This is a genomic window from Pseudomonadota bacterium, from assembly GCA_030860485.1.
Lineage (GTDB): Bacteria > Pseudomonadota > Gammaproteobacteria > JACCXJ01 > JACCXJ01 > JACCXJ01.
This window is the reverse complement of sequence record JALZID010000161.1, coordinates 1-19,845: the sequence shown is the minus strand read 5'-3', so window position 1 is coordinate 19,845 and position 19,845 is coordinate 1. Positions and strand designations below refer to the sequence as shown.

The following is a 19,845-nucleotide window of genomic DNA, read 5'->3' as shown; positions in this document are numbered from 1 at the left end:
AAAGTCAGCAATGCTGAATTGGCCACGGTCCAGCCCACGCCAGACGAATTCCACGGCGAATGGAACTACAGTATTCATCCCACACCAGCCCGATAATTGTTCAAGTTATTTATGCTAGATGCCTAAGCTATCAGGATGGTCGCTCATGCTCGGTCTCCTTGTCGGGCCCGCCAGCCGAGCTGCCGGCAAGTATGGTGCGACAAGGCGGAAGGATCAATGGGCGCCTGACCGACCGGGGGGCCGCCTGGGTAGGTCGTTCTGGGCACGTCAGTCGCCACGGCGCGGGTATCGGTGGACCGACTGCCCCCAGAGGGTGACAGGCGAGGCGCCTTGAAATCCCCCTCTCCATCCCCATAGGTTGGGCGGTAGCGGGCCGGGGCGCGACCGGCGACAGAACCACAGGGCGAGGTGAGGGTTTATGAGCGTAGACATCAATAAAGAAACGCGGGGATTCCAGGCCGAGGCCCGGCAGCTCCTGGACCTCATGGTGCACTCCCTCTACAGCAACAAGGAGATCTTCCTCCGGGAGCTCATCTCCAACGCCTCGGACGCGGCCGAGAGGCTGCGCTTCGAGGCGCTCGGCAACGAGGCGCTGTTCGAAGGTGACACCGAACTCCAGATCGAGGTCGAGTGGAGCGCAGAGCAGAAGACCGTCACGGTGCGCGACAACGGCATCGGCATGTCGCGCGAGGAGGTAGTCGAAAACCTCGGGACCATCGCCAGATCGGGCACCCGGGAGTTCTTCCAGTCCTTGACCGGTGACCGCCAGAAGGACACCCAGCTCATCGGTCAGTTCGGGGTCGGGTTCTATTCTGCCTTCATCGTCGCCGATCGGGTCACCGTGACCAGCCGCCGGGCCGGCCTGCCGCCCGAACAAGGCGTGCGCTTCGAGTCGGACGGCCAGGGCGAGTACACGCTCCACACCCTACAGCGCAAGGCGCGCGGGACCGAGGTGGTTCTGCACCTGCGCGAGGGCGAGGACGAATTCCTGAACGGCTATCGCCTGCGTGAGATCATCCACAAGTACTCCGACCACATCCCCCTGCCCATCCTGATGCCCAAGGAGGGCAAGGAGGCCAAGGGCACCGAGCGCGTCAACACCGCGACGGCGCTCTGGGCCCGACCCAAGACCGAGATCACCGAAGAAGAATACGCCGAGTTCTACAAGCACACGGCCCACGACTTCGAGGCGCCGATGGCGCGCATCCACAGCAAGGTCGAAGGCAACCTCGAATACATCCTCTTGCTGTTCGTCCCCAAACACCCGCCCTTCGATCTCTGGGACCGCGACAGCCGCCGCGGGGTCAAGCTCTATGTCCGGCGGGTCTTCATCCTGGACGACGCCGAGCAACTCATGCCGCGGTATCTGCGCTTCGTGCGCGGGGTGGTGGACTCGAACGATCTGCCGCTGAATATCTCGCGCGAGATCCTGCAGCACAACAAGGTCATCGACACCATCCGCGCGACCGCGGTGAAGAAGCTCCTGGGGCTATTCGAGGATCTTGTCGCCGAAGGGAAGTACGCGGAGATCTGGACGACCTTCGGGCGGGTCATCAAGGAGGGGATCATCGAGGACACAGCGAACCGCGAGCGCATCGCGAAGCTCCTCCGCTTTTCGAGCACCCGGACGGATTCCGAAACGGAGGACGTCTCGCTCGACGATTACGTCGGCAGGATGAAGGAGGGGCAGAAGGACATCTACTACCTCATCGCCGAGGGTTTCCTGACCGCCAAGAACAGCCCGCACCTCGAGGTCTTCCGTAAGAAAGGCATCGAGGCCCTGCTGCTCTCGGATCCGGTGGATGAATGGGTCGTGACCCACCTCGGCGAGCACGACGGCAAATCGCTCAAGTCGGTGAGCAAGGGCGATCTCGATCTCGGGACCCTGGAGGACAAAGACGAGAAAAAACGCGCCGGGGAGACGGCGGGCGAGTACCAGGACCTGATCGCGCGGGTCAAGAAGAGCCTGGATACGCGCGTCAAGGACGTGCGCGTGACCCACCGCCTGACCAGCTCGCCGGCTTGCCTCGTGGCCGACGAGCACGGGCTCGGCGCGAACCTCGAGCGCCTGCTCAAGTCGGCGGGGCAGGAGGTCCCGGCGAGCCCGCCGATCCTGGAGATCAACCCGAGCCACCCGATCGTGCAGCGCCTCCGGGATCAAGACGGCGGCGCGCGCTTCGACGACTGGGCCCGCATCCTGTTCGACCAGGCCCTGCTCTCCGAGGGCGGCAAGCTCGAAGACCCCGCGGGCTTCGTACACCGGCTGAACGAGATGTTCCTGGTCATGGCCGGGGGAGCGGCGCGTGCCCCCCACGAGGCCGAAGAGACCCGGTGAACCGGCGGGCTCGGCCCGAGCGCCCAGGCCGTCTCACGCTCGATAAGGTAGAGACCGCCCGCGATCTGGTCCTTTGGGCCGAGGCCCGGTTCGAGGGCGCCGGGCTCTCCTATGGCCACGGTACGACGAGCGCCCGCGAGGAGGCGGTCTTCCTCGTCTTCCACGCCCTGGCGCTGCCCTTCGATGTCCCGGACGTGGTGCTCGACCAGCCTTTGATGCCGGAGGCGAAGTCGCGCGCGCTCCAGCTCATCCGCGAGCGCATCGGTACCCGCAAGCCCGCCGCCTATGTCCTTGGCGAGTCCTGGTTTGCGGGGCTCGAGTTCTATGTCGACGAGCGCGTGCTGGTGCCGCGATCGCCGATCGCCGAGCTCATCGAAGCGCGCTTCTCCCCGTGGATCGAGGATCCCCGCCGCATCCTCGACATCGGAACGGGCAGCGGGTGCATCGCGATCGCCTGCGCCCTCGCCTTTCCGGAGGCCGAGGTCGATGCCACGGATATCTCCGCAGGGGCATTGGAGATCGCGCGCCGCAACACCGAGCGGCACGGCGTTCGGGATCGCGTCCGCCTGCTGCGCTCGGATGTGTACGAGTCCTTGGCCTGCGAGCGCTACGACCTCATCGTCAGCAACCCGCCCTATGTCCCGGCCCTTCATTTGGGGACCCTCCCGCCCGAGCACCGCTACGAGCCGTCACTCGGTCTCAACGGCGGCCACGACGGCCTCGCGGTCGTGAGCCGGATCCTGGAGGGTGCCACCGAACACCTGACCGAGCTCGGGACCTTGGTCGTCGAGGCCGGCGAGTCGGCAACGGCACTCGAGACCCGCTACCCCCGCGTACCTTTCGTGTGGCTCGAAAACGAGCGCGGCGGCGAAGGGGTGTTCCTGCTGGAGGCCCAAGAGCTGCGCCGGTGGTGTCCCGAAAGAAGCGTAACGCGTTAAACGAAAACACCCCTTGGCAAGTAATGGCAATGCCGCTATTTCTCGCCAAACGCGCCTGTCACCTGACCGAGGTCATGGACGGCCCGGACTGCGATCCCGCGCTGCTCGAGCGTTCGTACCAGCAGTTCCGAGCCGTCAACGGGCTCCTGTCGCGGAGCCGCTTCGTGTACCAGCGGTTTATCCGGCCGCTCATGAGCGACCGCGGCCGGGGCTACTCGCTGCTCGACATCGGCTTCGGGGGTGGGGACATCGCTCGCGGGCTGGCGCGCTGGGCCCAACAGGACGGCTTGGACCTCTGGGTCACGGGCATCGACATCGACCCCCGTGCCTATACCTATGTCCAGCATTTCCCCCGGAGCCCCAAGCTGTCCTTCCGATTAGCCGATGTCGCCACACTGGTCGCACGCGGGGAGCGTTTCGATTTCGTGCTATCGAATCACGTCGTGCACCACCTGGACGTACCCGGCTTGCAGGCGATGCTGACTGCTACCCGAGCCCTCGGTGCGCGCATGGTCGTCTTCAACGATATCCGGCGATCCGATCTCGCGTATCTCGGGTTCTGGTTCCTGACCGCGGTGGCATTCCGCCGCTCCTACATCCGCCATGACGGGCTCATCTCGATCCGCAGAAGCTATACGGCGAAGGAGCTCAGGGCCCTTGTCCCCGCCGGTTGGGAGGTCCTGCGCGCGATGCCCTTTCGCCTCCTGTTGATCCACCGCGGCACGCGGGAATCGGCGCGATTGCCATACCGGCCCGGGGTTGGCTCGAATTCCTAGGCCACGGGCGACCGGCCCGCACGAGGGTTGCCATGAGTGGGGATGTCGAGCCGCGGGGAGCGGGCTAGGAGGCCGAGTCCGCGTGGTTTTCGCCACCGGCCGAGCTCGGGGTATCCAGCAGTACCGGGGGGCGCGCGCCCAACGATTCGGCGATCGACGCGGCAAGCTCTTCCGCTTGTTTGATCTCGAGCCGACGCATGAGCCTGGATATGTCCACGAGCGATTCTTTGGCGTCCTGCGATCCGCGCTTTTCGGCGGTCCGGCACCAGGCATAGGCGGTCACGAGATCGCGCGAAACACCCCGGCCCAAAGCATAGGACAGACAGAGGTAGAACTGCCCCTCCACCAGGTTCTGGCGCGCCGCCTGCTCGAACCAGTGCGCCGCGACCTCCAATTCCGCCGGCACCCCGCGGCCTTCGGCGTACATCAGTCCCAGATAATATTGGGCCGCTGCATGCCCGCGCTCGGCGGCTGCCGAGAACAGTTCCACCGCTTTGCGATCGTCGACCGGGACGCCCGTACCCTGCCGATAGGCATGACCGAGGCGAAACAGGCGCTCGGTATCGGGGAACTCCGCCGACGCCGGCGGCGCGCGCCCGGCGTGCGCCGAGACGGCGGGCACGGCATCCGGCGCGACGGCGGTAACCTGCTCGGCCGATCGGCTCTCCGGCCCTTTATCCTGCAAGGAACCGATGCCCAGCACCAACGCCGCTGCGATCCCGATCGCGGACAGCGCCCACGGACCCCGGATGGATCGGGAAGAACGGGGAGCCGCGACGGAACCCTCGACCGAGGCGAGGGGTGTCGAGACCGGACCCGGGCGCCGTGGTGACGACGCCGGCCGGGGCGAGACCCTCCGGCCACCACTCTCCACCGCGGCGAGGGATTCGAGGAGCTCCCCGGCATCGGCGAAGCGCGCCGCCGGGTCCTTGGCGAGCATGCGGGTCAGCAATGGCTGGTAGCGCCGGCACGCGGCAGGTAGCGCCGGCACCGGGTCGTTGAGGTGCTTGAGGATGGTGCCGACCTCCGAGTCCCCGCGGTAGGGAGGCTCGCCGGTGAGCATCTCGTACAACACGACCCCCAGGCTGTAGAGGTCCGAGCGCCCATCCACGGGCTTGCCCAGGGCCTGTTCGGGGCTCATGTAGCGCGGGGTACCGACGATCTTCCCCGTTGCGGTGAGGTCGCTGTTGAGGCGTTGGTTCTTGGCGATACCGAAGTCGGTCAGAAGGGGCGTGCCATCGCGCCGGAACAGGATATTGGCCGGCTTCAGGTCCCGATGGATCACGCCCTTGCGATGGGCGAACCCCAGGCAATCCGCCATCCTGGCGGCGAGATCCAAAGCCGCTTCCGGGCTCTGCCCGTCGGTGATTCGGGTCCTGAGGTCGCCGCCATCCACGTATTCCATGGAGATGTAGTGCAGGCCCTCGGCGATCCCGACATCGTGCACGGTGACGATGTTGCCGTGGACCAGGCTCGCGATGATCCGCCCTTCGTTGACGAAACGCTCCGAGAACTCGGGGGAGTCCGGATCCTTGAGGATCTTGAGCGCTACCGGTCGATCCAGGGACTCCTGGATCGCGAGATACACGGCGGCCATTCCGCCCTTGCCGATCAAGCGGTCGATGCGATAGCCCGGGATGCAATCGTGTCGCACGCTAACATAGCCCCTGGCCGTATCGGGGCCAGGGGCTCGGGTCAAACCAGGAACACCCCTAACCCTAACATACAAAGGGCGAACATACACAAGGCAACGGCCGCCACCCGGGGCCAGCGCGCCGGTGGCTCGGTCTCGGGCCTGCCGGGCTGCGGCCGCGCCGCGCCCGCACGAGACTTCAGGACCTCGTCCCTGTCGATCACGACGGGCTCCCGATCGCCGTCCGGCGCCTCGCTCGGGGACCACCGATCTACGGCGCCGAGGTAGATCTCGGTCTTGGAGTCGCGCCAGTCGCGGGTAAAGTCCCATTGGGGCCGAAAGCCGCCGACCACGTACTCGGCGATGCGAGCCGCCACCGGGGCGATGCCGGCGCTTTGAGACCCGTCCCCCTCCTGGGTACGCGCTCCGCTGCGGTATCGCCAATGCTCATCCCGCCGCGGGTCCACCGTCTCCGGGAGTCCGTCCAAGGTCTTCTGGACGCGCGCATGATCGAATACCGGACACAGCCGGCAGCCGGCCATGGCCGACTCGAGCGCTTGCGAGATCCTGGGTTTGTCGAAATGCCAGACGCCCTGTGCATCCAGGCTGCCGTAGGCCATCCAGCCATGGCCCGCCTCGTCGATCGGCATATCGAGCCGTCGGCACCCCCAGAGGTTGTATTCGAGGCGATTGGCCCCGAAGCAATACTGCTCCGGGCCTTCGGATGCCTGGCGCTTGCTATAACATTCACCGCCCAGTCGGATCAGGTCATCGCGTCGCGCCTCGCCACCGTCTATGGTGATCCGGAACGACTTCCATCCCCCCACGAGCTCGGATAATCGCATGAGCACCGCGATGTCCGTGATGGGCACGTCGATGGAATGGACCACCTCGTTGCCCTCACCGGTGCTGGTGAAGGATGGGATGCCGCGGCACAGCTCCATGGCTTCCCGATACGCCAGGGACTGGCTGTACGCGAAATAGATCCGGACCCTCGCCGCCATCGCGGGGGACCCCTCGAACGCATGTTTCGGTTTCATGTTGCCCTTATCCTCGTCGTCTCGCTGCGCGGCGCTGCCGCCCGGCAGCGGACCGTGCATCGCGTAGGTAGCGCTGGCTCGCCATGGCCCTTTAGGCAATGCGCATCTGCGCGCGTTATGGCGACGCGCATCGGCGGCATCGGGAAGCGTGTGCGGCGGGAGTCTAGAGCTTCAGTGCGCTACTGGCACTGGCCCTTGATAGAAGCAGACGATGTACACGATGAAGGCCGCGTAGAAGATCCCGAGCGAGGACAGCTCGCGGCCCGTCAGCACGTTCCCCGTGCGCAGGAAGACCTGCAGGAGCAGACCCGCACCGATCGCGATGACCGCCGACGCGATCGCGGCCTCGGTGAGCACCCAGGGCGTGAACCAGAGCCCGACGGTCACGGGGATGCACGACTGGAACACCATCGCGCCGGAGATGTTCCGCATCGCCAGGTTGTCCTTACGCTGCCGGACCCAGAGCACGCTGTTGAACTTCTCCGGTAGCTCCGTGGCGAGCGGCGCGATGATCAACGACAGGACGAGCGGTGAGATCCCGAAGAACTCGGAGAGGCTGCTCACCTCATGGATGAAGAGCTGCGCGCCGCCGACGATCGCCGCCAACGACACGATGAGCTGCACGACGACTCCCCGCATGGATGGCGTCGTAAGGTTCGGCTGTAGCCGCAGCGGGTTCAGCTCTTCCTCGGCCTCGTGCACGCCGTGGGGATCCTGTGAGGTGCGCCAGACGTAGAAGACGTAGGCGCCGACGAGCGCCGCGCCGGCCGCAACGCGGAGCCAGAACGGCTTCTCGAAGAATGGCAGGCCGAGCCCGATCGCAACGCTGTACATCCCGAGGAAGAAGCGCAGGTCGCGACCGACGATGCGCTGGTCGATCGAGAGCGTCCGCGTCCGTCGGCCGCCTCTCGCGAACGCGAGCACCGCCACGCCGGTCACGAACATCGCAGCGGTCGAGAGCATGAAGGGCGCGCCGAGGATCGCGCCGATACCGACCTCTTCGGCCACCTCGTTGCCGACGAAGATGATCGCGATGATCGGGATCATCGTCTCGGGCAGCGCTGTGCCGACCGCCGCGAGGACGCTCCCGACCATGCCCTGGCCGAGCCCGAGCTTCCTCCCGAACCACTCGATCGCGTTCGTGAACAGCTCCGCGCCGAGGAGGATCACCCCGAACGAGACGAGCAGGAGAAGGACGTCGCCGAGAATGCCCATGCGTCGAGGCTAGCGGCTACTCGGTCGGGACGGGGAAGGCTCGTCGTGATCGCGGCAGAGCTGGGTCTCGATGGTCAGATGGACCAGCTCCTCGTGCCGGCGAAGGCGTCGCCGGTAGCTCTCGACGGGCCTCGGCTCATGCGCCACGAGGGACACGATCGCGGCGAAGCGGCCCGCGCCGATCCGCCACACATGCAGATCGGTGATGAGCACATCGCCATCGGACTCCAGCGCACGGCGGATCTCCGCCGGCAGATCCGAGGATGCCGGTGTGAGATCGAGCAGGATGCCCCCCGTGTCCCGCAGGAGCCCGTAGGCCCACAGGGAAACGACCGCGCTGCCGACCAAGCCCATCACCGGATCGAGCCACGACCAGCCGAAGAACCGGCCCGCGAGCAGGGCCCCGACGGCCATCACCGAGGTGAATGCATCCGCGAGGACGTGGAGATAGGCGGAACGCAGGTTGAGATCGTCGTGATGGTGGTCCGTATTGCGATCTTTGAGGAGGAGCGCGCAGATCACATTGACGAGCAACCCGATCACCGCGACGGCAATGGCCTCGTCGAAGCGGATCGGTACCGGCAGGAAGGCGCGCTGCACCGACTCCCCCGCCATCAGAAACCCGACCATGCCCAGGATGACCGCGCTGGCGAAACCGCCGAGGACGCCGATCTTGCCCGTCCCAAAGCTGTAGCGCGGGTCCGTCGCATGGCGGCGGCTCAGATGGTAAGCGAGCGTGGTCACCAGGAAGGCGCTGACATGGGTGCTCATGTGCCAGCCGTCCGCGAGCAGCGCCATCGAATCGAAGGCGATGCCGGCGGCGATCTCGACGACCATCATCGCGCCCGTGATGGCGATGACGATGCGGGTACGGCGTTCCGCCGCGGAGGAATCGACGGCGTAGTGATGCGAATGTTGTCGGTGGCAGTAACCGGTGGGGTGCGAGGGCGTGGAGGAGGCGTTCACGTTTATTGCACCAGCCGCAGCCCCGCCGGAAGCTCCTCGCCGAAGAGGGCGTTGCGGTCTTCGCCCGTGACCTCGTGATATTCCTGGACCACGCGCCAGTCGGCCTCGCGCGCGCCGGACTGCTTGAGCTTTTCGATCACCCGGAGCCGCACCGGGGCGTGGATGTCGAGCGCGCGGGTGCCGGTCACCCGACAGGCGGCGGAGAACACCGAGGAGAGGCCCTTGAGCCCCTGCCTGGGCCAGTCGAGCCCGGCCACGCGCTCGAACCAGTCTTCGACGAGCGCGGGGGGCAGGACGGCCTCGGCCGCGGCGTAGAGCGGTACCCGCGAGCACAGACGCGCCAGCGCCCCGAAGACCGCCGGCTGGTCCTCTGCTCGGCCGCGCAATACGAGCTCGAAGAGCGACTTGGCCAGCTCGGTGCGGGAGGCGAGCGGCAGGCGCTCGAGGGCACCCAGGAGGCGCGTGGCTTCCGGCGATTCGACCGGAGATTTGCGGAACTGGGGCATGAGCACATCGAAGAGCCGCCTCTGCTGCTCGGCCGAGAGACCGCCCGCCACCCGGCGCCACATCATCCACCAGTTGGACTGCGCGCTCTTTTCCTTCTTGTGGTGCACACCGAGCGACCAGGCGCCCCACAGTTGGGACATGCGCCAGGGATCGAGCTCCGCGCCATACCCGGGGCGCAGCAGAAACCCCGCCAGGTATAGCCAGGTGTTCTCGTGCGCCAGCGAGCGGCCGCGGCGGGTCATCCCCGGATATAGCGAGGGCCAGAGACTGCGCAGGAGCGGCAGGCTCCACAGGGTACGCGGCTGTCCCAGGGTCCTCTCCAGGTCCTTGATGAGCGACTTGGCGCTGTCTTTTTTTCCCAGATCCTGCTTCTTGCCGTAGAAGTACGCGATGCGTTCGCAGCCCGCGCGCATGACGTCGTCCGATAGCCCCGAGGCCGGCCCGCTCGGGTCCCGCGACTCCGCCACGCCCCGCAGGTTGAAATCGAGTCGCCAGCGGCGGCCGAGCGGCTCACTGACCAGCGTCGTCTGTAAGACACCGAGGGGCGTCAGCTCGACCTCGAGGTTCACGTCCACCGAGCGCGCCTCGGTCTTGCGCGGGTCGAAACCGGCCTCGTCGAGCGTGAGCGTCGTATGGAGTGGGGGCAAGGGATTGAATGCCCCCTCGTCAAGCCGCACGATCGCCCCCGGGCGGTCCTCACGCCGGTGCGTCGAGCTGTAGGCGGTGAAACGCGCCGGCCGATTGAGCAAGAGGTCGAAGGCCCGCGACTCGAGGGTGAACGAGCGGCCCTCCTCGAAGCCTAGCGGCAGGATGCAGACGAGCTCTGTCGCGTCCTCGGGCCGCTCCCGGTGCAGCTCCAGGTAGATGCTGCGCGCGTACCCGGCCCGGATGCGGCGCCGCGACTCGGCCACGAGCGCCGCGCAGTGGGCCGCGCCCTCCGCGATCGCGAGGTTGAGATCGGGGAGGTAGAGCCCGATCGGCCGCCGGCCCTGCCAGCGCTCGATGAGGGTGAGCAGGCGTTCCTGCAAGAAACGCGGGATCAGCGTGCCCCCCGCGAACAGCACCGCATCGACCGCCTGCCCGTCGAGAAACCCCGCGAGGTGCCGGCTGACCGCCGTATCGACCGCGTAGGGCAGTCCGATCTCCCGGAGCCCCATCTGCCGCGTGCGGGGTCGTTCGCCGGCCTCGGTGACGGGAAAGAACCCGTCCAGGATCACCGCGGACAGATCGGCCCGCGTGAGCGTCGCGTTCAAGACCGAGGCGAAGAGGGCCCCGCCCTCGCCGGGGATCGACACATGGAAGACCTCTTCGGGCGGCCCCTCCTCCGACAGGATGCGTTCTTTGAGCAGCATCGATTGGGGCACGAGGTGCTGCCACTGGCGGCGCGAGAAGCGCCTCTCCGGCCCACTTCTAGTAGATTGGCCTCTAATAGCATGGCCCAGGGCGCGGGCCTCGATGAGGTGGGCGATGGCCAGATCGATGTTGTCCCCGCCCAAGAGCAGGTGGTCGCTGACCGCGAGGCGCTCGATATCCGGCCACCCCGCATCCTCTCCGAGGGCGTCGGAATCGAGGGCGAGCCGAAACAGGCTGAGGTCGGTCGTGCCGCCCCCGATGTCACAGACGAGCGCCGTCTGGGCCTCCTCCGAAAGCCCCGGGAGGCGTTCCGTGAACCACGCCCGCGTGCCCTTCCCGGCACGAGCGCCGGCGGCCCCTGCGCTCCACGCATAGAAGGCCGCCTGCGGCTCTTCCAGGAGCCGGAAGCCGTCGGGATACCCGGCCACCGCCGCCGCCTGGCGGGTCAGGGCCTGGGCGGCCTCATCGAAGGATGCCGGGACGGTCACGATGAGGTGCTGGCGGTCGAACGCGGCGCCCGGATCGGCCTCTGCGATGGTCGCATCCCAGGCCGCGCGCAGGTAAGCGAGGTAGGCGGCGCTCACCTCGACCGGTGAGCGCTTGTCCGTATCGGGGAGCTCCTCGGAGCCGAACGGGAGGAGGCGCGCCTCGCGGTCGATGCCGCCGTGGGCCAGCCAGGACTTGGCCGAATGGATGACCCGGCCCGGCATGGCATCGAGCTGTGCCCTGGCATACACGCCGAGCGCGGCCGTCGGGGCCAGGCCGGGGATGATGCAAGGCGGCTCGTGGGTCTCGGTGCCGAGATAATAGAACGAGGGCAAGAGCGGCCCTGCTGCGACGGTATCTCGCGTCTGGAGCTGGGGGATGGGCAGGACCGCGACGCGGCCATGCTTGACCGCGAGGTCCACGTAGGCCAGGACGCAGTTGGTGGTACCGAGATCGATACCGATGGCGTAGCGGGGGCGGCTCATGCGCCCGATCGTATCAATCCTTCGCCCGCAGGTTGAACTCCAGCTTCCACTGCTCGTTGGACTGGGTGTGCGACATCCATAACTCCAGTGTGCCGACCTCGGTCACGAGCGGTTTCAGGGTTACGGGCAGGACCTGTCCGGGCTGGCCCGCGATCGGTGGCAGGGTGATGGCGAGACCGGTCGTCTCGTCAAGCGCGCCCGGGGCATCCGCCACCAGCGTGCCGACCCGATCCCCGGCCCTCACCTCGGAGCTGAAGAACCGGAACTCCACCGGTTCGCCGGTCACGAGCCCGAACTCACGGCCGGGGAGCTCCAGCGCCGTCCCCTCCTCGGTGCCCTGGGGCACGATGCAGACCGCCTTGACCGGCGGGGTGATCCCCGGCACCGCCGGCATGGGGCTCTCGATCCCGAGATAGTACGAACGCGAGGTGCCGGCGCGGATCTTGATACCGCGGCCGCTGATCTGCACGGCGCCGTAATAGGCCGCCCCGTTGCTGACGGCCTTGTCGAGCCCCACGCTCTCGATCTCGGTGAGCGGGTGGTCCGCCCCGAGCCACGACCGCAGGAGGTCCGTGACGCGCCGGCGCAAAAGACCCGAGTGGAACACCCCGCCGTTGAAGAGCAGCGCCGTGGGCCACAAGATGGGCGAATCATCCAGGTCCGCGCCTGCGCCCACGAGCGACCGGAGGCGCTCGTCGGAGCGCACATTTTCCCGGGCCCGCGACAGGAACCTCGCGAGGTGCTTGCTGAGCGCCGGCTCGGTGGCGTATTCGAGACCGTATTCCTGAAGCCCCACGGAGCGGCGTGCCCTGGGCACATCGGTCACCGTTGTGTGCGGGAAATAGCCCTCCAGGATCAGGGCCTCGGCCCGTTCGCGCGCCAAGGTCATGGTGACGGTCTTGGCGAAGAGACTCGCCCCGCGCGAGGGCACGGCGATCGGGATCGCGTCGAGATCTGGATCGCCCAGGAGGCGCTCTTTCGCGCTGCGGGCGGCGTGCACGAGGGCCAGGAACTGCCAGTGGTCGATGTCCTTGCCCTCACTCGCGAGCTGCTCCTTCAGGGCATAGGCGAGGGCCAGGTCCATGTTGTCGCCGCCCAAGAGGATGTGCTCGCCGACGGCGATGCGGTGTAGATCGAGCCGTTGCGACAGACCGGCCTCGGCGCCGGCCACGGCGATGAGCGAGAAGTCGGCCGTGCCACCCCCGACGTCACACACCAAGACCAGATCGCCGGCACGCACCTCTGTCGTCCAGTGGGCCGGTAGCTTGCGGGCCTCCGACTCCGCAATCCACGCATAGAACGCGGCCTGCGGCTCCTCCAAGAGCGTGACCTGGCCGAGCCCGGCCGCGACCGCCGCATCGAAGGTCAGGGTCCTCGCCACCTCGTCGAAGGACGCCGGTACGGTCAGAACCACCAGGCACTCGGAAAGCTCCGTATCGCGCTCGCTCAACCCCGCCTCCGCGGCCCGCCGCAGGTGTTCGAGATAGCGTCGCGTCGTCTCGAAGGGCGAGAGCTTGTCCTCAGTCAGCTCAGATTGCCAGGGGAGGATGGGCGCGTAGCGATCGACATGCGGGTTGCAGAGCCACGACTTGGCCGAAGTGACCACGCGATCCGGCGCCAGTGCGCCGCGCTCGCGGGCGTACACGCCGACCACGGCGTCCGCATCCCCACCTTCATCCCAGGGGAGCGCCAGCTCGCCCTGGGCGCGCTCGTTTTCGAGCGGGAGGTAGAGCACCGAGGGCAGGAGTGGTTGATCCCCGATGACGCCGGGCGCCATCACCTGGGTGATACCGATCCCCTCCGGCCGCCCCCCCGCCGGATCGCACAGCGCGAGGCAGGAGTTGGAGGTGCCGAGGTCGATGCCGAGGCTGAATTTCTTCTGCATTCTCGTCAAGCAGGACGCGCATCCTCGGCTTCGACCGCGTGCAGAGCTACCTCCAATAATGCCTCGGCCTGCTCACGGCTGACCGTGGGAAAGCCCTCGAGAAACCGGTCGAGTGTTTCACCTTCCTTGAGGTAATCGATGAGGATCTGCACCGGCACCCGCGTGCCGGCGAAGACCAGCGCGCCACTGACCACGTCTGGATGATGTGAGACGATCCGAACCCTGTCCATCACCGTGTTCTCGTGAGTGCTAGACCGAACATTACACGTAGATACTTACGTTCCAAATGTTGAACACAACAACTCAAACAAATCCTATTTCATCGGCCAATTCAATATTCTGCCAGCACCAGCGTATTCCCTCCCCCTGGCAGGGGGAGGGCGAGGGTGGGGTTGAGCGTCGCACAGTTCTGAGCAGCGCGTAGGTTGGGGTGAGGAACCCCCAACGCTTCGGCGTGCGCGTTATGTTGGGGTTCCTTCGTCACCCCAACCTACGAGCTATCGGGTCCGATCGCACTTGTAAACATAAGTTGCTGACAGCGCCTAAGCCGCAACCCGCCACGGACGCTCGGAAGAACCGCAGCGATCCCGGGCGTCGGCTTAAGCGCGTGGTTGGGCGCTATTCGTCACCGTGCAGAGATATTTCCCGCACAACCAAGCAGAATGCTCCCACGAGCGCGGCCAATGCGATAACGACTATCCACTCCATTACACGTCCTCCAGTTCCTCAATGCGTTCATACGCCCAACGATTGATAAGTACGATCATGACGGCGAAACCCAGCACAGCAATCAAGCCCGCTCCCACTATGATAGGACTCGCTGTTGCGTAGTTCTGGGCAAGCCACGCGACGAGCGAAGCTGCAAGTGCCACAGCGATTCCGAAGGCAACCTTGAGCCAACCGGGAGGCGATCTGCTCTCGACATGTAAATAAATAGTGTACCACTTGGCTACTGTGGCGCCCAATGGCTTCTTGGGCAGCAACGGAACATTACACGCAGGTTTAGCGCACCTCGATCTCCATCGGCGTGATGACGTTCTCGGCCGATCGATCCACCGGTTTCGAATAGCGTGGCAGCGCGAGCTTGGTGGTCTTCCAGCCGCGGTGGATCACGACGCCCCGGTACGGCGGGTTGTCCCCCACCTTGCCGAGCAGTCGATAGCGGTGCGGATCGGTCGCCTGGTCCACGACCGTGCCCTCTCCTTCCTTGCCTGTGTACACCGGGCCGAGCGCCAGGTATTCCCTGATCACAACGGAACAGCCCTGGTGAACGACGCGTGAGGCGCCGGCGACCTGGGCATCGTCGAAGAGGGTGATGTCCTCCATCACAAAATCCAAAAAACGCCCCTTGTCCTGCAGCATGGCCAGGAAGGCCAGCACCTCGCCGTAATCCGCGCCTTCCGGGATCGGCGGCTTGACCGGCTTCTGCGGCGCAGGCGGCGGGGCGGGCGGCCCAAGCCCCTGGGTCTCGCGCACGGCGCGCAGGGCATCCACCACAATGCAGAGCACGAGCGCCGCGAGCACCATCTCCCGATAGGCGCCCCAAGCGGGGGGGAGGAACTCGGGCGGCATCGCGGGGCTCAAGACCACGATCACGATGAGACCCAGGAGGCTCGCCCCGAGCGTGCGCCGCGCGTAGCGGTTGTAGCGGCTGTCATTGTTCTCGCCGGCTTCGCGTGCCTTAACCATATCCGCTCCCCCCGAAAGGGCGGACAGGATAGCGCAGTTGCTCGGCGCTTGTCATGACGGCAGACGCCTGCAAGTTGCCGGTGCTCCGGGCTTCACCTGGTACGCGACGCCGATGGCAGACAAGCTTGCCGGTAGCTCGGGGTACACGCGGCCATCGACATCGTGGCTGGCGACGAGACCCGCGGCCTCGGCGAGGACATAGCGCACCCCGATCGCCTGGCCCTTGACCGTGTACGCCGTGGCTTCCGTCCCGAGCGCGGCCGCTGAACGATCGTTGGCCTTGGTCCCGCCCTGGCCCAGCGGGGCGGCGTCGCTGAGCCTGGAAACGGAAGGCCCCGCATCCGCGGGGCCTTCGTCGCCTCGTACCGGCCCGGCGCAGCACCGGTCCCGTATCGGTGTTACACCGCTTTCAGGGTCTTCCTCACGTAACCCACGATCTCTTGCTGGCTCTTTCTCAGCAAGCCGATTTCGGATGGTGTCAGCATCCGGGGAGCGGGAGAGGTACCGAGCTTCTGATTGAGTAAGAGCGTCGTAGCCGTGACCGAAGCGTTCGCGCCGGAAGTCCTCGAGGTCTTGTCCATGTTTCGCTCTCAGTTTGCTCAGTTGGTCAGGTTCCGGCCTGAGTCTCGCCGAATAGGGTTTCCCGGTCAACGTTGACCGCGGCGAGAGCTCGCCCGTTAGCTCAGTTGCTCGACGCTTGTCATGACGACAGACGCTTGCAAGTTGCCGGTGCTCCAGGCTTCACCTAGTATGCAACGCCGATGGCGGACACGATCGCGGTCATCTTCGATTTCGACGATACCCTGGCCTCGGACAGCACCTCGGGCTTCCTCCACCAGCTCGGGATCGACGTGAAGGCCTTCTGGGGCGAACGCGTGAGGTCGCTCATCGGGGAAGGCTGGGACCCGGTGCCGGCCTATCTCTACGCCATGCTGGAGGTCTCGAACGGCGACCCCGCGAGACGCATCACCCGCGAGCGTCTGATCCGCTGGGGCCGCCGCATCCGCCTCCACGGCGGGGCCACGCGCGTCTTCGAGCGCCTCACCCAGCACGCGCGCTCGGTCAGCCCGGACATCGAGGTCGAGTTCTATCTCGTGAGCAGCGGAATCGGGGAGACGCTGCGCGCGACCCGCATCGCCCGCCACTTCCACGACATCTGGGCCTGCGACTTCGCCTACGGACCCGAGGGTGAGATCGTGTTTCCCAAGAACATCGTGAGCTTCACCGACAAGACGCGCTACATCTTCCATATCCAGAAGGGCATCGTTGGACCGGAGTCGCGCGGCCGGCCCTTCGAGGTCAACCGCAAGATACCCCCCGAGCGCCTGCGGGTGCCGCTCCACCAGATGATCTTCGTGGGCGACGGCTACACCGACATCCCGTGTTTCTCGCTCATCCGCAAGAACGACGGGATCGCCATCGGGGTCTACGACGCCGCCGACCGCGAGCGCTGGGGCCGCGCCTGGGGCTTCATCGAAGACGGCCGGGTCTCCAACCTGGTGCCTGCCGACTACCGCAACCACTCGGCGCTGACCCACTCCCTGCTTATGGCCGTCGACAGCATCGCGCGCCGGATCACGTTGCGGCGCAAGACGTATCAAGGCTGAGGCGGTCTCCCCGCGAGGCCTTGAGAACCGGATCACAGGTTCTATAATGCTGCAATGCGGCAACCGACCCCACGTGCCCCGGGCGGGGCGCGTGGCGCGCCGAAAACCGAGGAACAACCATGAGCGTTCACAAGATCCTGGAGACCAGCCTGGAGGTCCGGGGCGAGATGACACCGGAGTACGAGGCGATCCTGACACCGGAGGCCCTGGTGTTCGTCGAGGAGCTTTGCAAGCGCTTCGGACCCAGGCGCAAGGAGCTGCTCGCGATCCGCCGCCGGCGCCAGGAGTTCTTCGATCGGGGCGGCCTGCCCGATTTCCTGCCCGAGACCCGGTATGTCCGCGAGGGTGACTGGCAGGTCGCGCCCATCCCGCCGGACCTCATGGACCGCCGGGTCGAGATCACGGGCCCCGTGGACCGCAAGATGATCATCAACGCCCTCAACTCCGGCGCCAACACCTTCATGGCCGACTTCGAGGACTCCTCCAGCCCGACCTGGGAGCAGATGATGGATGGTCAGGTCAATCTGCGGGATGCCGTGGCCGGCACCATCGAGTACACGGGACCGGACGGCAAGGCCTACCGCCTGAACGACGGCCGGCTCGCGACCCTCATCGTCCGGCCGCGCGGCTGGCACATGAAGGAAAAGAACGTGATCCTGGACGACGAGCCAATCCCGGCGAGCCTGTTCGACTTTGGCCTGTATTTCTTCCACAACGCGAAGCGGCTCATCGCCAAGGGCACGGCCCCGTATCTTTATTTGCCCAAGATGGAAAGCCGCAAGGAGGCGCGCCTCTGGAACGCGGTGTTTTTGTATTCCCAGGATGTGCTCGGGATCTTGAGGGGCACGATCCGCGCGACGGCCCTCATCGAGACGCTCACCTCCGCCTTTGAGATGCACGAGTTTCTCTATGAGCTCCGCGAGCACGCGGGCGGGCTCAACTGCGGACGCTGGGATTACATCTTCAGCTTCATCAAATGCCTGCGCAACCATCCCGATTACGTGCTCCCGGATCGCAGCCAATTGACCATGACCCAGCATTTCTTGCGGTCCTATTCGCAGCTCCTGGTGCAGACCTGCCATCGCCGCGGGATCCACGCGATGGGCGGGATGGCCGCGCAGATCCCCATCAAAGAAGACGAGCTGGCCAACGAGGCGGCCTTGGACAAGGTGCGGGCCGACAAGGAGCGCGAGGTCCGGGACGGACACGACGGCACCTGGGTCGCCCATCCCCTGCTCGCGCCGATCGCGAAACGGGTCTTCGACCGATACATGCCGAGGCCGCACCAGATCCACAACCTCCGCGAGGACGTCCATACCACCGCCGCCGATCTATTGACCCTGCCCGAGGGCACCATCACGCTGCACGGATTGCGGCATAACGTGAGTGCCGCCCTACGCTACACCGACTCCTGGCTCTGCGGCCGGGGCGCGGTCCCCATCGCCCATTTGATGGAAGATGCGGCCACCGCCGAGATCTCGCGCGCCCAGCTGTGGCAGTGGATCCGCTATCCCAAGGGCGTCCTAGAGGACGGCCGCAAGATCACTAAAGAGTTGTTCCGCGAGACCCTCGCAGAGGAGATGGCCGTATTGCGCAGGGAGATCGGAGAGGCCGAGTTTCTGGCGCGCAAGTTCAAAGAAGCGGGCGCGCTCCTGGACCGCCTGGTCACGACCACCAAACTGCCCGGGTTCCTGACCCTGGAGGCATACGGGTTGATCTGATCTAGGCCACCGTCGGTCGTCCAGGAGACTGCGATGCCTGCCAAGCTGTTCAAACCGATCGCGCGCTTCTTGCTGCGCATCTTGTTCCGGGTGCGGGTCGTGGGCGGGCTCGGCGCTATGCAGCCTGACGGCCGTGTGGCCGAGCGCCTGCTCATCATCGCCAACCACGAGTCGTTCCTGGACGGCGTGATCTTCCAACACCACGCGGCAGCATCGGCCTAAAGCACCCCCGCGGCGTCGATAACCCGCGCACGAGCTCCTCGGGGCGCTTCTCCAGACATTCATGGTCGCCGGCTTCCCCGCGGGTGGGGCTGGGGTCCTCTGGATCTGTGCTTTCCGAAATGCTCCCTGGCTCGCCCAGGTCGGTGGCCTCGGCGCCTTGGTAGCCGCCCCTCCCGAATCCACGGGACCGGCGGTTTCCATTCGGTCTGTTCCTTGCTGTCGGGTTTTGAAGCGCCATCTTTCTGCCACTGCGTTTCGCGGTGGCGTTGCTGGCACGTTCGCCCAACATACGATGGATATGGCTAACGCCCCAAGCCACGCATCGCTGCGCTCGCGCCGCCACCAGCGGGGTGCCGCAGCATCGAATTCGCTTTGCTTAACAAGGCATAAACTGGAGAAGACCATGAACACAGCAATCTATCTGCCGCAAAAGCAGTGGCAACCCAGAGACCGGTGGAGGCTCCTCATGCGAGTGCTGGCCCCGAGGGCGCTTATGGCGGGCGCCCTGGGACTCCTGGTGGGATTACCTCCACCAGTGGTCTATGCAGATGGAGGCGACGCCAGTCTGATTCACGCTTGCGTCAAAAAATCAAAGCCTCGTGGCCAGACCCGCATCGTAGGCCAACAGAGAGCGCAAGATATCGCCGAGCGCGTAGACGACGTTATCGCCGTGGACAATGCGCTGTCGGTGAAATGATGAACAAGCATTTCATCGTTATAACTGCCGTCATGGTTATCGGCCTGTTCGGACTATCCGCGACAGCGAATGGTCAGGAGACGTTTGAGACAGTCATCCCAGACTTTGTCGTCGCCTGTACCAGCACAGACCAACTGTGTGATCCACCGTTTTCCGTGTCAGGTGAAACAGGATCAGTTCTCCAGGTACAGTACTTTGTTCGCAGTACTCATTGTTCGTCTGTAAGGGTTCATCTTTTCGTCGATGGAACCTTAAAGGTAACCACAGGGTTCTTAGGCTGGCCTGACGCT

General features: G+C 65.8%; 18 protein-coding genes. 8 read left to right on the top strand and 10 right to left on the bottom strand.

Going from position 1 to position 19,845, the window contains the following annotated elements:
- Positions 1-418: 418 nt before the first annotated feature.
- The 3 genes from htpG to M3461_08895 are packed head-to-tail and all read left to right on the top strand — an operon-like array spanning position 419 to position 4,049.
- Positions 419-2,335, top strand: a complete 1,917-nt coding sequence (gene htpG / locus M3461_08905) for a molecular chaperone HtpG (protein MDQ3774459.1) — start codon at positions 419-421, stop codon at positions 2,333-2,335.
- Positions 2,332-3,273 carry a 50S ribosomal protein L3 N(5)-glutamine methyltransferase gene (gene prmB / locus M3461_08900; protein ID MDQ3774458.1) on the top strand — a complete coding sequence of 314 codons (942 nt, stop codon included), beginning with the start codon at positions 2,332-2,334 and terminating at the stop codon, positions 3,271-3,273. Before htpG ends, prmB begins: the two co-directional genes overlap by 4 nt.
- 29 nt (positions 3,274-3,302) lie before the next feature.
- Positions 3,303-4,049 carry a methyltransferase domain-containing protein gene (locus M3461_08895; GenBank protein ID MDQ3774457.1) on the top strand — a complete coding sequence of 249 codons (747 nt, stop codon included), beginning with the start codon at positions 3,303-3,305 and terminating at the stop codon, positions 4,047-4,049.
- Between the two features lie 64 nt (positions 4,050-4,113).
- Here the strand turns inward: M3461_08895 and M3461_08890 are convergent, their stop codons facing one another.
- The 10 genes from M3461_08890 to M3461_08845 form a co-directional block, all read right to left on the bottom strand.
- On the bottom strand, positions 4,114-5,703 hold the full coding sequence (locus M3461_08890; GenBank protein ID MDQ3774456.1) for a protein kinase: 1,590 nt from the start codon (positions 5,701-5,703) through the stop codon (positions 4,114-4,116).
- 41 nt (positions 5,704-5,744) lie between these two features.
- Positions 5,745-6,722 carry a hypothetical protein gene (locus M3461_08885; protein ID MDQ3774455.1) on the bottom strand — a complete coding sequence of 326 codons (978 nt, stop codon included), beginning with the start codon at positions 6,720-6,722 and terminating at the stop codon, positions 5,745-5,747.
- Between the two features lie 171 nt (positions 6,723-6,893).
- Entirely contained in the window at positions 6,894-7,937 is a 1,044-nt protein-coding gene (locus M3461_08880; protein ID MDQ3774454.1) for a sodium:calcium antiporter, read from the bottom strand.
- A 9-nt stretch (positions 7,938-7,946) separates the two neighbouring features.
- A complete protein-coding gene (locus M3461_08875) occupies positions 7,947-8,903 on the bottom strand; it encodes a cation diffusion facilitator family transporter (protein ID MDQ3774453.1) in 957 nt (318 codons plus the stop codon).
- Between the two features lie 2 nt (positions 8,904-8,905).
- The gene (locus M3461_08870) at positions 8,906-11,734 is read right to left on the bottom strand and encodes a hsp70 family protein (GenBank protein ID MDQ3774452.1); all 2,829 of its coding nucleotides are present in this window, start codon (positions 11,732-11,734) and stop codon (positions 8,906-8,908) included.
- A gap of 13 nt (positions 11,735-11,747) precedes the next feature.
- Positions 11,748-13,619 carry an Hsp70 family protein gene (locus tag M3461_08865; protein MDQ3774451.1) on the bottom strand — a complete coding sequence of 624 codons (1,872 nt, stop codon included), beginning with the start codon at positions 13,617-13,619 and terminating at the stop codon, positions 11,748-11,750.
- Positions 13,620-13,624: 5 nt separating this feature from the next.
- Positions 13,625-13,849, bottom strand: a complete 225-nt coding sequence (locus M3461_08860) for a DUF433 domain-containing protein (GenBank protein ID MDQ3774450.1) — start codon at positions 13,847-13,849, stop codon at positions 13,625-13,627.
- Positions 13,850-14,326: 477 nt separating this feature from the next.
- A complete protein-coding gene (locus M3461_08855) occupies positions 14,327-14,602 on the bottom strand; it encodes a hypothetical protein (GenBank protein ID MDQ3774449.1) in 276 nt (91 codons plus the stop codon).
- Between the two features lie 19 nt (positions 14,603-14,621).
- Positions 14,622-15,308 (bottom strand): DUF2760 domain-containing protein, encoded by a 687-nt coding sequence (locus M3461_08850; GenBank protein MDQ3774448.1) that lies wholly within the window; start codon positions 15,306-15,308, stop codon positions 14,622-14,624.
- 51 nt (positions 15,309-15,359) lie between these two features.
- A complete protein-coding gene (locus tag M3461_08845; GenBank protein MDQ3774447.1) occupies positions 15,360-15,959 on the bottom strand; it encodes a hypothetical protein in 600 nt (199 codons plus the stop codon).
- 110 nt (positions 15,960-16,069) lie between these two features.
- Here M3461_08845 and M3461_08840 point away from each other — a divergent pair, with 110 nt between their 5' ends.
- The 5 genes from M3461_08840 to M3461_08820 form a co-directional block, all read left to right on the top strand.
- On the top strand, positions 16,070-16,915 hold the full coding sequence (locus M3461_08840; protein MDQ3774446.1) for a haloacid dehalogenase-like hydrolase: 846 nt from the start codon (positions 16,070-16,072) through the stop codon (positions 16,913-16,915).
- Positions 16,916-17,034: 119 nt separating this feature from the next.
- On the top strand, positions 17,035-18,636 hold the full coding sequence (gene aceB, locus M3461_08835; protein MDQ3774445.1) for a malate synthase A: 1,602 nt from the start codon (positions 17,035-17,037) through the stop codon (positions 18,634-18,636).
- 33 nt (positions 18,637-18,669) lie between these two features.
- Entirely contained in the window at positions 18,670-18,858 is a 189-nt protein-coding gene (locus M3461_08830; GenBank protein MDQ3774444.1) for a hypothetical protein, read from the top strand.
- A gap of 403 nt (positions 18,859-19,261) precedes the next feature.
- Positions 19,262-19,555: a hypothetical protein gene (locus M3461_08825; GenBank protein MDQ3774443.1), complete on the top strand. Its 294-nt coding sequence runs from the start codon at positions 19,262-19,264 to the stop codon at positions 19,553-19,555.
- On the top strand, positions 19,552-19,845 hold a 294-nt coding region (locus M3461_08820; protein MDQ3774442.1), incomplete at its 3' end, for a hypothetical protein. The genes M3461_08825 and M3461_08820, both read left to right, overlap by 4 nt.